Origin of the sequence: Paenibacillus sp. P13VS, from assembly GCF_015143645.1 — a bacterium.
GTDB lineage: Bacteria > Bacillota > Bacilli > Paenibacillales > Paenibacillaceae > Paenibacillus > Paenibacillus xylanilyticus_A.
On sequence record NZ_WYEV01000007.1, the window covers coordinates 287,319 to 303,078 of the forward strand.

The window sequence follows — 15,760 nt, forward strand, 5'->3', positions numbered from 1 at the left end:
CCATTATTCTGAGTCCAGACCCCACTTTTCCCCCTGAACCCTCCCTTATGGACATCCCGAGTGTCATTATAGGATATCGCCAAAGTGCCGTCTATCGGACCGATGGAGCATGAAAAACAGGGCCTTGAACATAACAAAAAGAGGCATGAGCCCATGGTCATGTCAGGGCTATGCCTCTTCTTATATCAACCTTATGCCGCTTGTCCAGCCTCCATTTCCGTAGGCAGGCAGACCCGCACAAAAGTTGCGCTTGTATTTATTTACATCTACTCCGCCAGTTCCTGACCCTTCGTTTCCCGGCCGAGGAAGAGTACAGCCGCTGCGCCAACCAGGATCGTCACGAAGAAAATCGTGAAAATCAGGCTGATGGCCACCTCGCGCTGAACCAGCATGCCAACCATTAATGGAGCAAGTACGCCCCCGATGCGGCCCACCGATGTAGCAAGGCCCACACCTGTCGAACGAACCGAATCTGGATATAGTTCCGGACTATACGCGTACAGACCACCCCATGCTCCCAGATTGAAGAAAGAAAGACAGATGCCTGCGGTGAGAATGGCCGCTTCGGTTGTTGCCAAACCAAAAGCAATCGCACTCACTGCCGTCAGTGTAAGATAAACGACCAGGACAAATTTACGTCCGTACCGTTCGATAAAATACGCCGCTGTAAAGTAACCTGGCAGCTGTGCCAGTGTCATAATCAGCACGTACTGGAAGCTTTTGACCAGCGTGAAGCCTTTGGCCATCACGACGGAAGGCAGCCACAGGAACATGCCATAGTAGGAGAAAATGACCGTAAACCACAAGATCCAGAGCATGATGGTTGTCCGGCGATGCGGTGCAGACCAGACTGCAGCCACTTTCTCCCGGAATGTCGTCTTCCGGATGGTCTTGTTTTGCTTGTAACGCGGCGGGTCCTGAATGACACGGCGCAGATACAGCGCGTAGAATGCCGGAACGGCACCAATGGCAAATGCAATTCTCCAGCCGTATTCCGGGATGACAAAGTTGGCGATGAGTGCCGATACAATCCAGCCTCCAGCCCAGAAACTCTCCAGCAGCACGACGGCACGGCCGCGTTCTGCCGTCGGCATGGACTCTGATACCAGTGTGGAGGCTACAGGCAGCTCACCACCAAGCCCAATTCCAGCAATCAGGCGCAGTACGCACAGTACGGCAAAGCCGGTCGCCAGTGCAGACAAACCGCTCGCAATGGTGAAGATTAACAGGGTCCACATCAAAATGGCCTTACGGCCAAAACGGTCAGCGAGTGCACCTGCAAGCAATGCACCGAGCGCCATACCGATGGAGTTGATACTGGTCAGCACACCGACTTGTCCGGGACTGAGGCTCCATTCCTTGGCAAGAGCTGCCACGATGAAGGAAATCATGCCGACTTCCATTGCATCAAACAGCCAGCTCATCCCGGCACTGAATAGCAGCTTGCGCTGCTTGGGATTCCGCAACACTTCCAGTTTAGTCATAACGATAGCTCCTTGATCTCTATGTAGTCATTCTGACACTAAACCATTATTATGCAGAATGATACAGAAATCAATGAAAAATACGCTCTCCTCCACGTCACCATCCAATACCTCACCTTTTGAGTGAACCCGCTGTCAGACCTGCAACAAAATAACGCTGGAGCAAAATGAACAGCACAATCATCGGAATGGCCGTCACCAGTACCCCTGTCAGCATCATCGGATAGTTCGTCACATACTCTCCGCGGAACTGCATAAGTGCCAGCGGTAACGTCAATTTGGACTTGCTGCTGAGCATGAGCATCGGAATGAGCAGATCATTCCAAACCATGACCAGCAGGAACGTAGCTGTAGCCGCAAGGGAAGGCGCAGCCAGCGGCAGAGCAATCCGTGTATAGAGGCGCCACTCGCTTGCCCCATCCATGCTGCCCGCCTCCAGGACCTCGGCATTCAGCATGCGCATGAAACCCGTCAGCATGAATACGGAGACAGGCATCAGCATGGCGGCCGATACAACGATCAGCCCCGTTAGGCTGTCCGACCAGCCCAGCGTGCGTGTAAGAGAGTAGATCGGCAGCATGCTGACCTGGGAAGGAACAATAAGCCCAGCCACGAACAGCCCAAACACAATTTTCCCTACGCTTCCGCCCCAGCGAACAATGGCATAGGCAATCATGCTGCTCAGCAGCAGCTCAATCACCACCGTACCCAGTGTCACGACAAGACTGTTGCCGAAATATTGCCACATCGGCTGATTGCGAAACATGCCCGTAACGTTATCCCAGGTAAACGGATCAGGCCAGCTGAATGGACTCGTGAAGAAGTTGCTGCTTGTTTTGAATGAGGATACAAATACGAAGTACAGCGGTACGATAATCAGCAGCGCGTACACCAACAAAATCAGGCGATTGAACCATTTTAGAAACATGTGAACTCCCTTCTGCCTCTTGTGCGAGCACGTTCCGGCATCAATAGCTTACCCGGTCGGCACGCAGTGCCTTGAACTGCACAAACGTCAGCAAGGCCAGCAGAACCAGGAAGATCATCGAACCCGCAGAAGCGAGGCCAAATGAATAGCTGCCAAAGGCGGTATGATAAATATACGTCGTCAAAATTTCAGTCGCGTAGTTCGGACCTCCGTCCGTCATGGTGAAAATAAGATCGAATGCCTTGAACGATTGGATCGTTGTATAGGCAACGACAATGGTAGCCGAAGGGGCAAGCAGCGGCCAGGTCACCGTACGGAATACCTGCCATTTGCTGCCGCCGTCCATTCGCGCGGCCTCATACAGTTCAGCCGGAATGCCTTGCAGTCCTGCGATAAACACAATCATCATTTGCCCGGCATGAGCCCAGACCTGCACGGCCGCAATGGAGTAGATTGCAATTTTGGGATCACCGATCCAGTTGCGTGCAAGACTCTCCATACCTGCCCCGTTTAACCCATAGTTGATCAATCCAATGGATGGATCATACATGAAAGCCCAGATCAGTCCAACCGATACGGAGGACAAAATGGCCGGGAGAAAATACAGGGCGCGAAGCACAATCCGCGTTTTGGTATTTCGGACGAGCAGTAAGGCCAACACCAGTGAAATAAAGGTTTGGGCAATAACCACCGTGAGCATGAATTCAACGTTATTGCCAAAGGCCTTGCGAAAGACGATGCTGCTGAGACTGTCCTTATAATTATCCAGCCCTACAAACGCATACGACGGGGATACCCCGTCCCAATCCGTAAAGGAGTAGAACAGCCCCGTCAATGTAGGAAAAACGAACAGTCCCACGTACAGCAGCAACCCGGGTAACAGAAACAGGGATAGCTGAATACGATTCTTCATGACTTATTTCCCGATATGCTGATCGATAATCGCTTGTGCCTGCTGTGCGGCTTCTTCTGGGGAAGTCCCGCTAAGCACGGCCTGAATGGAGTTGGTGACTGCCTTCTGATTATCTCCGTTCAGAATGGTGAACCGTGGCTGGAACACGGTCTTCTTGTTTGCCCACTCCCCTGCAACCTGGAGTTCGGCGGAATCATACTTCACGTCATTTACCGTTACGTTCTGACCCGTCTGGTTGGCATAAGCTCCAGCCACTTCGGGTTTGCTCAGAAACTCGATAAATTTCTTCGCCTCTTCCGGATGCTTGGACTTGCTGTTTAATGCAAGCATAAACGTCGTGGTATGAACCCCTTCATACTTTGCCTGATCTGCGTTTACTGTTATAGGTGCAAGCAGCTTTTGCTCCAAATTCGGATTTTGCAGCTTGTTCTGAGCGAGCTGATAGGAACCACTTGCAAGCATGGCTGCCTTCTCCTGAATGAACAGTGCTCCTGCCGCCGGGTCCTTGGTACCCAGTGCATCCTGCTGGAAATAGCCTTTATCGTTCAGCTCCTTAATCTGCGTGAGTGTTTTCACCCAGAACTCATCTGTCAGTTTCGCCTCTCCTGCTTCCACTTTGGTAAAAATGTCGTCACTTGGTGCGTTATTCATAACCATGGTGTTCATGAACTGCCCTGGACCAATGTCCGCTCCGGCAAAGGCAATCGGGATAATTCCGTTGTCTTTCAGTGTCTGACAGAGCGCCAGGAAACTGTCCCAGTCCTTCGGAGGTGTCAGACCGTATTTTTCAAACAGCTTCACATTATAAATGGGATCGTTGTATACGAGCTGATACGGGATCGCATATTGCTTGCCATCCAGCTGGCATGCCTCGATCAGCTTGGAGTTATAGGCAGAGAGAAAAGATGATCCAGTCAGGTCCGTGAACAATCCGGCTTTGGTAAAAGCATTGAACTGTGCACCAGGGAAGGAGGCAAATACATCCCCCACTGAGCCATCACTGATTTTGGATTGAACTGTGGATTGATACTGGTCTGAAGGGAGCGTCTGCATCTCCACATGAATGTTCGGATTTTCCTTTTCAAAAGCATCAATGGTCTTGTTCAGCGCTTCAGCATCTTCACCACGCCAGTGCATAAAGCTGATGGTAACTTTGCCTGAACCGGAGGAGCCGTTCTCGCCTGCTGCAGAGTTATCCCCGCCCCCACAAGCGGACAGCAGCAAGGACATGACCAGCATACTGACCAGGGGAAGGATGAATTTTTTATTTTTTCTCATGAAAGACGACCTCCTGAGTAATGTTGAATTAGGTAATATTTGTTGATTATTAGATGATAGTTGAATTAATTGCTGCTAAGCTGATGCTTCACATTTCTCGTACTCCACTTGCTGCGAATGATCGGCATTACTTTCTCGCCAAATATTTCGGCTTCTTCCAGATGCGGATAGCCTGACAATATAAATGTGGTCACGCCGAGATCCGCGTATTCCATCAGACGCTCTGCTACTTGTTCCGCCGTGCCCACGATGAGGATTGCCCCGCCTGAACGAACAACGGACAAACCGGTCCACAAGTTGGGCCCTACCACGAACTGCTGTTTCTCGGACAATTCACGGAGCTCATTCTGTCTGCGCTGGTTGGTGGCGTCTGTCTCAGCAAAAGCCGCTTTTGCTTTCTCGATGGCTTCAGGTGGAACTTTGCTAATGATCTCCCACGCTGCTGCCCAAGCTTCTTCTCCGGTATCTCGAATGAGCACCTGTGCCCGCATCCCGTAACGCAGCTGGCGATCCTGTCCTGTTTCTTGTTTTACCTGCTCGCGGATCACTTCAATTTCGTCAATTTGCTCCTGGATCCAGTCGTGCGGTTCACCCCACATAAGGAACGTATCGGCATGCTCTACAGCCACTCGTTTGGCAATAGGTGAACTTCCACCCAGATAAAATGGCGGGTAAGGCTTCTGTACTGTTTCCGGCATGCCTACCGGGCCTTTAAAGCTGTAATATTGACCATTAAATTCCTGATTCTCATTACTGGATGCTTCCGCATTCGATTTGGAACCACTGCCAGCAAACTCGGTCAGATTGAGTCCGGTCGATTGTGTCCACGAACGCTTCATCACTTCCATATACTCGCTCGCCCGTACATAACGTTCGTCATGGGCATGTGCCAGCGGATCTCCCAGTTCCTCCAGATCTCGGACCGAGCTGCCCGTCACGACATTAATCATGGCACGTCCGCCAGAGAGCTGATCGAGTGCGGCTCCCATCCGTGCGGCAAGCACCGGTGTAACCAGGCCTGGCCGAATGGCCACGAGAGGACGAAGTGTTTGCGTATGACTCATCACTGCTGAACCGACGACCCAAGCATCCAAACATGCCCCACCGGTCGGGATCAATACGAATTCAAATCCTGCCGTTTCGGCCGTTTGTGCTACCTGTATCAAATAATCCAGACTCGGTTCCCGTTCCGGGGCGACCCCAACATATTTTCCGTCTCCAGCCGTTGGCAAAAACCATCCGAATTTCAGTTCTTCGTGTTCACTCATACAAGTCATTCCTCTCTGTTGATAAATTGGACTACTGAATTGTTACTCTCCCACTACGGTTATAGAAAACCTTTCGATCACTCTTATCCCCAGATTTCTTTGGAATTCCCTTTCCAAGGGAAAATCCGGTGATAAAGGCGCACGCTTCGCTTCTCCAGGCCTTTTCTGTCCCCTCCGTTATCGTTTCATTCTTACATTTATAAAACACAAAACCGATTAATTAACTTGGTTTAATAGGTATGGACATCATATCAATTGGTTTGTCTGTGATCAATGTCATTTTACGACATCTTAATTTTGTCATTTTGTGGTCTTCTTACAGGAATAAGTCATCCTGTTCTTGAATATGTACAAAACCCACCTGTATAATAGGGTATATGAAGAACTCGCAGATATTGAAATCAAACTTATGTTAAAGAGGTGTTCCTGATGACGGAGAGCATGAAGGAGGACCACCACGAGTTTTTGGATATTATTTTTTTTACTCCGTCCGAATTCGAGAAAGCTGGTGGAGCCTGGCCCATACGAATTGGACGCAATATCGCCAAGAACAATTATCATATCGGTCCTCGTACAACACCTTATCATTACCTGCTGTTTGTCCTCGAGGGAGAGGGTACATTTATACAGAACGGCCAGCAGTATCCCCTCAGAGCCCGGGATGCATTCTGTCTGTTTCCGCATGTGACCCATGAGTATTGGACAGATCCCAAGGAGCCGCTCCAGAAGATCTTTATCGCTTTCGATGGTACCCATGCAACCGAACTTCTCTCACGGGTTGGACTTACGCGAGATGCTCCTCACCGTTCAGGTATACTGACTCCGGAGACGGCAAGTGGAATGCGTGCTTTTATGGAGGAAGTTCGCAGACCTCAGGGGGGAGCAAGTGACCTGGGACGCCTCACCCGGTTTCTCGGTCTGTTTGATCGCGTTTCCCGTTCCTCTGCCGCCAAGGGACTGCAGCCGGATGCGGCTATCCCCTGGCTGCAAAAAGGGAAGGAATACATGGATATCCATTTTGCCGGAGGAATCACGGTAGAAGGCGTGTCTGCTCATGCAGGGGTGGACCGAACCCATTTTGCCAAACAATTTCGCAAAGCGTACGGGTTGTCTCCGGTGCAATACATCCAGCAGCTCAAAATGGACCAGGCCAAGCGCCTGCTCGTGCAGACTCCTTTGACCTTGACGGAAGTAGCTCATTCGGTCGGTTATCCGGATTTATTTTCCTTCTCCAAAGCGTTCAAAAAACAGGTTGGTCTGCCGCCCAATCGGTACCGGACAAGCGAAAACCGCAAAAGCTGATTGCCAGGTTCAGCTCGGCAAAAAGCGAATGGCATAAGAAAAAGGCAAGTCTCCATTAACCGGAAACTTGCCTTTTTGCTGCCCTGCTTTTTCATGCTGTCCGTTACTTCTCCTCATCACTTTTGCGAGCCAGGGGAAGTCCGTTTTCCTTTGCGTACCACGCTTCATAATGATGCACAGCGACTCCAGCAAAGGAGGAATGAGATCCCGCGAGGTCAAACACCTTGGCGATCTCTTCATCCATATTGCTTATCGATTTCCGGAAAAAGGTCAGATGCTCGCCCTCATGTGTATCGGCCAGCTCCGCTCCGATCCATACGTCCTTGTGCAGCTCATCCGCTTCATCCAGTTCTTCCTTCGACAGGTCGTACATCTGCTGACCGCTATCCCGATAAGCCATGATTGCAACGGCATCAAACTGGGAAATGACCCACCTGCTGAACGTTCCTTCGCCTTCGGATGCCTGACGGGCATCCAGCCAGAATGGTATGGCTGCACTCATATAGAGTCCAGCATCTTTACCAGCTTTCGTCCAGGTCTTCATATTCTCGCTCCACTCTGCAATGACGCTGTCCTGCTCATCCTCCCAGCGCTGCAGTTGGTAGGGCTCCACATCTAACTGAATGCCTTCAAAACGCTCATTTTTGGCCGAAGCGGCATTATACGCACGAATGCGCTCGATGAAAGCGAGTCCCTCTTCCTGTTTGTCCCTGTAGGCCCAGTCCGCATGACCATTCAGGGCATGTACCTGGATCTCTGCCTGCCGGGCAGACGCAATGAATTTGCGATACGTATCATCCGATACCTCATCCTGCATCTGCAGGAAAATGACATCTACACCCTGCTCCTTGGAGAAGGAGATGATATCCTGGGTCTGTTCTGCGATGATGGAAGCATCCCACAGCCATGTCGCTTTTTTCTCCTCTGCCGAAAACCATTTGAACAGCCAGGGCAGCAGCAGCAAACAAAAGGTCAGCGCGAGCAGTACCCATTTTGTCCTCACCGACATCCTGCCCCAGCGAATCATGTGGTTTCTCAGACGAGCAACGCTTCACTTGGTTCCAGCACAGGATGCTGAACCGAGTGTCCAATTTTGTAGATGTGCGGCTGTGTGTAAGTCCGGAACGCATTGCGTGTATCCAGAATTGGCACACCCAAATCGGCAATATCGCTGTATGGCAGATCTCTGTGGTTGGTAATCAGCACGATGCAGTCATATTTCTTGAACTGCTCCAGGTTGAATGCTTCGCTGTACACCGTATCGTCATGCTTGTCACGGAAGGAATCGGCATATGGATCGAAGTAGCTGACATTTGCTCCGCTTTCCTTGAACAGTTCATATACTTCGAGTCCCGGTGACTCACGCAGGTCAGCAATATTCGGCTTGTACGACATGCCGAGCAGCAGGATGTTGGAGTTCCGAACAGATTTTGCGTATTCGTTCAAAATCGTTGATGTTTTGTTCAGAACATAGTACGGCATGTTGTCATTGGTCGATTGTGCCAGCTCGATAAATTTACTGTAGAAGCGGAACCCTTTCGCTTTCCAGGACAGATACATTGGGTCAAGCGGAATGCAGTGACCACCGATGCCTGGGCCTGGGTAGAACGGCATGAATCCGAAAGGCTTCGTCGCCGCTGCATCAATGACTTCCCAGATGTCGATGCCCATGCGGTCACACATCATCGCCATTTCATTGACAAACGCAATGTTTACGCTGCGGAACGTATTTTCCAGCAGTTTGGACATCTCCGCCACTTTTGGTGAAGATACCGGTACAACCGTTTGTACATACTTGCTGTACAGCGCCGTTCCGAGTTTCAGGCAAGCTTCCGTTGTCCCGCCGATCACTTTCGGCGTATTGTACGTGGTGAAACGTCCGTTGGACGGATCCACCCGTTCAGGCGAGAAGCAGAGGAAATAATCCTTGCCGGCTTCATGGCCGATTTTGTCCAGCTTTTGCTGAATCAGTTCTTCCGTTGTACCCGGGTAGGTTGTGCTCTCCAGTGTAATCAGCATGCCCGGTTTCATGTGCAGCTTGATCTGATCCACCACAGTCTCGATGTAGGAAGTATCCGGATCCTGATTCTCACTGAGCGGTGTTGGCACGCAAATGCTCAATGCATCAATGACGCGCAGCATGCTGTAATCCGTTGTAGGCTGGAAACGGCCTGTTTGCATCACTTTTTTCAATTCCTCGGACGAGATATCGTGAATATAGGAATCCCCATTATAGATACTGTCGACCTTGGATGCATCCAGGTCGATACCGATTACCGTAAAGCCTTGATTCACCATTTCCACGGCTAGCGGAAGTCCTACGTAACCGAGCCCGACCACGCCAAGCACCGCTTCTTTGTTTTCAATGGCATTCAGTAATGTATGGAATTGTTGATTCTCCATGATTTTCCCTCCAGGTTAATGTATTTGTAGTGTTCCGTAAATCCGTTCGGTTGATCATCTTATTAGTGCAGGCAGCGACGAATACGAGCATCCAGCTCCACAGGGGAGAAAGGTTTGGTCATATAATCATCCACACCGCTGCGGAAGCATTGGCTGATCGTCTGTTCAACACGCTGCTCGGTCAGCACAACAATCTTCGGCGGCTGCTCGACCTCCAGGTTCTGTATATGGTGAATGAACGGTAGGCCGTCAATCCCATACAGATTCAGTTCGGTCAGCACCAGGTCAGGTGACACCTTCTCAATCAATTCAAGTGCAGCCAGTCCATCTACTGCTTCATACGTCTCATAGCCTTGCATTTTCAGACGCAGCTGCAAAAACTCACGAACCGTCGGATCGTTATCCACGATCAAAATTCTGCCCGGCTCGTGCGCTGTCTTGTCCAGCGTATAGATATGAATCTCCGACGGGTCAACCAGCTTCGCGGATTCAGCCATATGTTGAATCGTCGCCTGAGAAGGACGCTCACTATCCTTGAAGCTCGCAAGTGTAATCTGCGGCTCGGCTCCAGGGACCGTCTCCTGCAGCTCATGCTTGATTCGAAGCCCTTCATAGTGAACTTCGTTCAGCGTCAAACCAGGCAGCAGGACCGCTAGTGTCTGAGTTGCCCCATCCTTCCACAGCTGGAAGGCAAACTCGCTCGTTTGCTCCAGATAATTCCGGACCTGCTGCTCAGGCTGGGCCTGTACGCCTCCACAATGGATGAACATTAAGCCGCAAGTTCCGGCACCCGTATCCTTCAATCCCTGTTCTACACTTCGGTACACATTAACGGCAGCTTCACGCTGCAATGTTGCCGTATTAGGCATGTTCTCTTCCACCCTTCTCCATTGGTTATCTATTCTGTTGCTGCTGTATTGCCATTCGTCCCATTCGATCTTGCCCAATGACCTGCACCGCTCGATGCAGTTACAAATCAGGCAGCTTCGCTTCCCTTTTGTTCCTCGGACCAGCTCTGACGTGTCATGGTTCCCCATGAATTGTTGTTTTGCAGGAACTGAATGTGTCCCTGCAATCTCCACAGAACGCCAAGCTGGTGATAGCCCACAAATTTCAGAGCAGAGTAAACCAGCATTTTGACCAGGTCAGACAGCTTGTTGTATCTACGGAACGCAATTTCTTCCAGAATCAGTGCCCCTACGCTCAGCAGATATCCACTCACGAAGTTCAGCAATCCGAACAGAACAAGAATCGGCCACTGCGTCATATCGAGCAGCACATAACCAGCAAGAGCGATCAGACCGGTAATCCGGAAATAAGGGTTGAGCGCTTCAAAAATGACGTTGTACGGCATGGTCAGCATGCCCATCACCTTATATTTTGGATTGAACAGCATGCCGCGGTTCTCCAGCATGTTCTTCAGATTACCGCGTCCCCAGCGCTTGCGCTGACTGGACAAGATGCGGTAGGAATCCGGTGCCTGTGTCCAGCAAACGGCTTCAGGACAGAAGGCTACGCGGTATTTCAATTTGTTTTCCAGCATATAGCGATGAAGCTTGATGATAATGTTCATGTCTTCCCCCGGATAACCATCCCGGTACCCGCCAACGGCTATAACAGCATCCTTGCGGAACATGCCGAAGGCACCCGACACGATGATAAGTCCATTCATATGGCTCCAGCCAATCCGTCCGCCCAGAAAGGCTTTGAGATACTCAATGGATTGGAACATCGGCCACATTTTGCGCGGCAGGGAGACATCCTGTACAGCTCCGTTTTCGATTTTGCATCCATTCGCTATGCGAACATCTCCGCCAATCGCCACGGTCTCTTCGGGATTCTCCATATACATGCGAGCCATGCGAATCAGAGCATCCTTTTCCAGCAAAGAGTCAGCATCAATGGAAGAAATCAGCGGATAGTGGGACAGGTTAATTCCCGCATTCAGCGAGTCTGCCTTTCCGCCATTTTCCTTATCGATCACGTACAGATCCGGGAATTCCGGATTATGGTATATCCCGCGAATGGTTTGACAAGGAATTTTGCCGCGCATCTTGGTATCCGTTACGGGTTTCAGACGAAATTCCTTCAGCAGCACGTTCAAAGTACTGTCACTGGAACCGTCATTCACCACGATGACTTCGTACGTTGGGTAATTCAGCGTCATCAGACAGTTCACATTTTCAATAATCGTCAATTCTTCATTGTAAGCAGGTACCAGCAGGGATACGGAAGGCACCAGCTCCGATCCTGACAATGTGTTGTATTTGGAATAATGGGACCGTCTGAAAATGGTCCAGATGTTACGGAATGATAGCGCCAGAATTGAAAAATACAGCGCATTTACAGCAACGACATAGTAGATGGCTACCATGCCATAAATCAATAACAAATCCCTAAGCAGTGTAATCCCCTCCTACCGCAGCCACTCCGGTGCGTCTCTTCGTTGTTCGGTTACCCGGTACAGGGGCAAAATATTGGTCATAAAGCAGTCTTCTCTTGTTATGCACAATCATCTGATCTACCGCTTTGTGATCGGCTCCGGATTGCTTCATCGTGCTCTCAATTTGCTGCATGGCAATCTCGCGCTCAACACCGGTACCTTGTACCGCTGCCTGACACAACGCTTCGAATCCGGGTTCGCCCAGCATGCTCAAGCTCTCGGCACTGTTATAGCGCACTCGCCAGTCTTCATCACGCAGCGCTTTGCGCAGCAGTGGAATGCTGCCTGCCGCATGCTTCGAACCAAGCGCCTGAACAACCTCTGCCCGCACTTCCGGGTCAGCATCCTTCATCAGCTTCAGAATCGTCTCATCCTGAAGTGCCGGACTTGCGCTTAGGTACAGCTTCACCGCTTCCGCCCGTACATCCTGATGCTCTGCACCGACCAACCGGTCGAGTGCCGGCATGACTTCCGGTACGGCTTGTCCCCACATGGCGACAAGTCCAACCTTCACAAAATCCGGGTTGCGGTCTTCCAGCAGCTCAATCAGAAGTCTGCTCGTATCCAGACTGGTTTCAAGCAAAATGTCCGCAGCCAGATGATGAATCGACTTCCCTTTGGTCAATAACACTTCAAGCATGTCCTTCAATTCACCCTGACGGGTGGTGCTTCTCGCAATGGAACGTCCAATCACGAATGCCATCGGGCCAGGCTTCTCATCCTTGAGCAATTCCATTAAACCTGGAACGGCTTCGGGACAGCGCATGCTGCCCAATCGGTAAGCTGCATCGATCTGCCGACCATAACGCAGCCGGCCCAGTTCCTTCAGATCATGCTCTACGAATCCTGCCTCGCGGCAGAGTGCAATCAATTTCTCGCGGTACTCGCCTTTGAATTGATCAATCCACTCAATGAGCTTGCTCTGAATCACCTGTCGTTCAATCGGAGCAAGCTTGCCAGGAGGCAACCGCAGCGGACGACCTTCAGTCAGTGCCGTTTGCAGATACGTGAAGTAATCCCGCTGCTTCTGTTTGTAGAATTCAATTTTACGCCGTTTGCCGTTATGGGACACTTTCATGGCAAACAGCAGGATCACACCCAGAGCGACGAGCGCTATACAGATGTATAAAAATAGATAGGCCAAAGCCAAACTCGAAAACATGTGAAAAGGTCCTCCTTTATACTCATTTAATTCATCTGAGAACTAGGAATTTGTTCAAAGACTTTCTTCATTTCTTCGTAACTCAGCTTCAGTCGTTCACTGTATTTCACCTGTTCCCAAGGCTGCCAGCTATACACAGGCAGGGTTTTCAAATCCAGCGTGGTCTGATCACCTGCAGGCCAGGCTACGCTGCCCGTCGATCGGTCCATTAACCATGGAACCAGCGTTATGCCTTCGGTCTTCACCGTTTTAAACGCCCGTCCTTCCTGCAGGGGTCCATAATCGATCACTTGCAGTGAACTTGGATCACCAAACCCAAGCAGCATCCAGGGAATTCGCATCTCCACTTGATTGCCGTCATACTGCCAGGTCGTCAATGAATCCGTGTCAGATTGTCCAGGAGCTGTCGTTCCCCGCTTGAGGATACCCACCTTCTCATTCATAAACGGATGAGCAGACCGGGTATCCGGCGGCGTCATCCTCAGGCTGACTGCCAAATTCCATGGATGGAAGGGATCAGCTGCATTCCCTTGCTTGTCCGGCAGCATATCGTATCCTTCCTTGCCGTACAGACGCTGGTTAAAATCATAATCCTTGGCGATCTCTACCTGGGATTCATCATCCTGTCCCAGCGTGATGACCGTTTCGAGACCGTCACTTAGCGTTCGTTCCGGAAGCCGCTTGCCAGGCTGATTGCCACCTGCCAGTGTATCCGTGCCTATGCGGAGCACCGTTTTATCTGGATCAAACGGCTGGTCCAGCGTCATTCCAATGTACAGGTAGGCCTCGTCGTGGGTCAGCTTCATTTCCTGAATGCCTTCCACTTTTCCCTGCCATACCGTAACTTCTTCTTCGTTCAGTGCAGCCCAGTCATCCAGTTTCCCGTCGATGGTCAACTGCTCCTGCTTGCCCGGGTCCATGGCGAGCAGACCGAACATTTTTTCGTTGGTCAGCACGTTTAGCCAGTAGGCCCGCCGATCAGCAGGAATTTCGAAAGGCATCGTGTTCCAGGTTTTCTTGAACCATTCATCCTGCCACATGAACAGAATTGCTCCCGCATACCCTTCGTCATAGATATCCTGAGTCAGTGAAGCGTCAATGGCTCCTTGTTCGGCCTCGTTATGTCCACCCTGATCCCTTCCTCCCACTCCTAGATGAGAGATCCCCAAGGAAGAAGGTACACCGTACTCGGTAACCATTACAGGCATATCGGAATACTCTGCTTTAAGCTTGCGTAAATAGCTTTTGTACGTGTTGTACTCGCCATTTGCATCCTTGATCGTTTGAAGGGTCTTGTCCGTGTGGAATAAATCCGGATAGTAGGGATACACATGGTATGCTGCAAAATATCCTCCCTGCCATTCCTCCGGCTGAATATGTCGGGCATCCACGCTGACGAGGTCCTCCTCGTACAAGGGTTCGCCTGGATGTTCCAGCACATCGGTTGTCACCCAATTGGTGAACGTCATCGGATGTTCCCATCCATACTTCTTCTCCAGAACGGCTGTGTAGTCCAGCAGCTCCGCTAACCAGTTCTCGAAAGGCGAAGCATCTGCTGTCCCGGAAAAATGAACGCCCTTGTACTGCGGAACATCGGGATGTTTTTCATTCGTGTTGTCTACCATCGTGGGATCCCACTCGGTGCCAACATGCCAGGCCATTAGATATTTCCCAGCATTCTTCTTGTACTTGCCGCTGGAAGCTCCGGCCTTTTCGGGAATATCTGCATCCCCATATACCGCGGTTACCGCTTTTTCAATCTCCTGCTTGAACGTCTGTTCAATGTGATCAGCATAAGCGTCCTGCTTCTCAATCAACTCTTCTTCCGGCGACCATATACCCTGTATAAAATATAACGGCTGCTCCCGGCCACGGTTATAATCGACCAATGCCGAGTAAAAAATCGGTTCGTGGACCGTATACACCCGTATGACATTGGCCCCCATCTCCTGAATCTGCTGGAACCACCTTAGGTAATCCTCTTCGGTCAGGGGAAATTCTCCCGGATAATATCCCGGCGAAGTTGCACCCAGGTTGACGCCCTTAACGAACATCTCCCTCCATGTTCCATCGGGCCCGTATTCCATGAACCGGTCTCCCTCGGTCTTGAATTTCATCTCCGTGCCATTCTCGGCTGTGTAGGTAACGAGCTGGGGCTGCATGTAGTGCCAGCCGGCCAATATTCCACCGGTCAGTACAACCGCACCTGTCAACATCGTTAACATCCAGCGCTTTCTTCTTCGTCTGCTCATGGCTCCTGATTGCTCACCTCTCTATTTTGCATCCTGCCTGTTTTGGTCTGAATCTGAAATTAAAGCTAACAGATATGCAGCCATTCATCTGCTTGGATGTCCGCTCCGGGTAGAGATGCCAGCGGTGTGTTCTCACTATATCGCCAATACTCTGCATTTGTAACTAGGCTGATGGAAGCAAACGTGGAATGCAACATTCTGCCCATAATTCGTAAAAATGGCCATGAACTTGCTTTAAAAGCCTGTCCGACTTCTCTGCTTCATGGATACCATTTGAGATGGCTAAAACCTAATTGTAAACGCCTTGACCTGTTGCAGTTCTCTACC

Annotated in this window: 13 protein-coding genes; 1 reads left to right on the forward strand and 12 read right to left on the reverse strand. The window is 50.6% G+C overall.

Going from position 1 to position 15,760, the window contains the following annotated elements; genetic code table 11:
• Window positions 1–266: 266 nt before the first annotated feature.
• The 5 genes from GUA98_RS19545 to GUA98_RS19565 all read right to left on the reverse strand — a co-directional run bounded on the left by GUA98_RS19545 (window position 267) and on the right by GUA98_RS19565 (window position 5,871).
• Window positions 267–1,484, reverse strand: a complete 1,218-nt coding sequence (locus GUA98_RS19545; protein ID WP_193724154.1) for an MFS transporter — start codon at window positions 1,482–1,484, stop codon at window positions 267–269.
• Between the two features lie 112 nt (window positions 1,485–1,596).
• A complete protein-coding gene (locus GUA98_RS19550) occupies window positions 1,597–2,412 on the reverse strand; it encodes a carbohydrate ABC transporter permease (protein ID WP_193724155.1) in 816 nt (271 codons plus the stop codon).
• A 40-nt stretch (window positions 2,413–2,452) separates the two neighbouring features.
• Window positions 2,453–3,325, reverse strand: a complete 873-nt coding sequence (locus GUA98_RS19555) for a carbohydrate ABC transporter permease (RefSeq protein WP_174818694.1) — start codon at window positions 3,323–3,325, stop codon at window positions 2,453–2,455.
• A 3-nt stretch (window positions 3,326–3,328) separates the two neighbouring features.
• The gene (locus GUA98_RS19560) at window positions 3,329–4,603 is read right to left on the reverse strand and encodes an ABC transporter substrate-binding protein (RefSeq protein WP_193724156.1); all 1,275 of its coding nucleotides are present in this window, start codon (window positions 4,601–4,603) and stop codon (window positions 3,329–3,331) included.
• Between the two features lie 65 nt (window positions 4,604–4,668).
• Window positions 4,669–5,871 (reverse strand): LLM class flavin-dependent oxidoreductase, encoded by a 1,203-nt coding sequence (locus GUA98_RS19565; RefSeq protein ID WP_193724157.1) that lies wholly within the window; start codon window positions 5,869–5,871, stop codon window positions 4,669–4,671.
• 429 nt (window positions 5,872–6,300) lie between these two features.
• Between GUA98_RS19565 and GUA98_RS19570 the strand changes: the two genes are divergently transcribed.
• Window positions 6,301–7,173, forward strand: a complete 873-nt coding sequence (locus GUA98_RS19570; RefSeq protein ID WP_153979329.1) for a helix-turn-helix transcriptional regulator — start codon at window positions 6,301–6,303, stop codon at window positions 7,171–7,173.
• A gap of 103 nt (window positions 7,174–7,276) precedes the next feature.
• Here GUA98_RS19570 and GUA98_RS19575 read toward each other — a convergent pair whose 3' ends face one another.
• The 7 genes from GUA98_RS19575 to GUA98_RS29710 all read right to left on the reverse strand — a co-directional run bounded on the left by GUA98_RS19575 (window position 7,277) and on the right by GUA98_RS29710 (window position 15,639).
• Window positions 7,277–8,182: a hypothetical protein gene (locus GUA98_RS19575; RefSeq protein ID WP_227779870.1), complete on the reverse strand. Its 906-nt coding sequence runs from the start codon at window positions 8,180–8,182 to the stop codon at window positions 7,277–7,279.
• 26 nt (window positions 8,183–8,208) lie between these two features.
• Entirely contained in the window at window positions 8,209–9,576 is a 1,368-nt protein-coding gene (locus tag GUA98_RS19580) for a nucleotide sugar dehydrogenase (protein ID WP_127537886.1), read from the reverse strand.
• A 62-nt stretch (window positions 9,577–9,638) separates the two neighbouring features.
• Window positions 9,639–10,445: a response regulator gene (locus GUA98_RS19585; RefSeq protein WP_193724159.1), complete on the reverse strand. Its 807-nt coding sequence runs from the start codon at window positions 10,443–10,445 to the stop codon at window positions 9,639–9,641.
• 107 nt (window positions 10,446–10,552) lie between these two features.
• The gene (locus GUA98_RS19590; protein ID WP_193724197.1) at window positions 10,553–11,950 is read right to left on the reverse strand and encodes a glycosyltransferase family 2 protein; all 1,398 of its coding nucleotides are present in this window, start codon (window positions 11,948–11,950) and stop codon (window positions 10,553–10,555) included.
• A gap of 22 nt (window positions 11,951–11,972) precedes the next feature.
• Window positions 11,973–13,181: a HEAT repeat domain-containing protein gene (locus tag GUA98_RS19595; RefSeq protein ID WP_193724160.1), complete on the reverse strand. Its 1,209-nt coding sequence runs from the start codon at window positions 13,179–13,181 to the stop codon at window positions 11,973–11,975.
• Window positions 13,182–13,207: 26 nt separating this feature from the next.
• On the reverse strand, window positions 13,208–15,433 hold the full coding sequence (locus GUA98_RS19600) for a hypothetical protein (RefSeq protein ID WP_193724161.1): 2,226 nt from the start codon (window positions 15,431–15,433) through the stop codon (window positions 13,208–13,210).
• 65 nt (window positions 15,434–15,498) lie between these two features.
• Window positions 15,499–15,639 carry a hypothetical protein gene (locus tag GUA98_RS29710; protein WP_221805344.1) on the reverse strand — a complete coding sequence of 47 codons (141 nt, stop codon included), beginning with the start codon at window positions 15,637–15,639 and terminating at the stop codon, window positions 15,499–15,501.
• Window positions 15,640–15,760 lie beyond the last annotated feature (121 nt).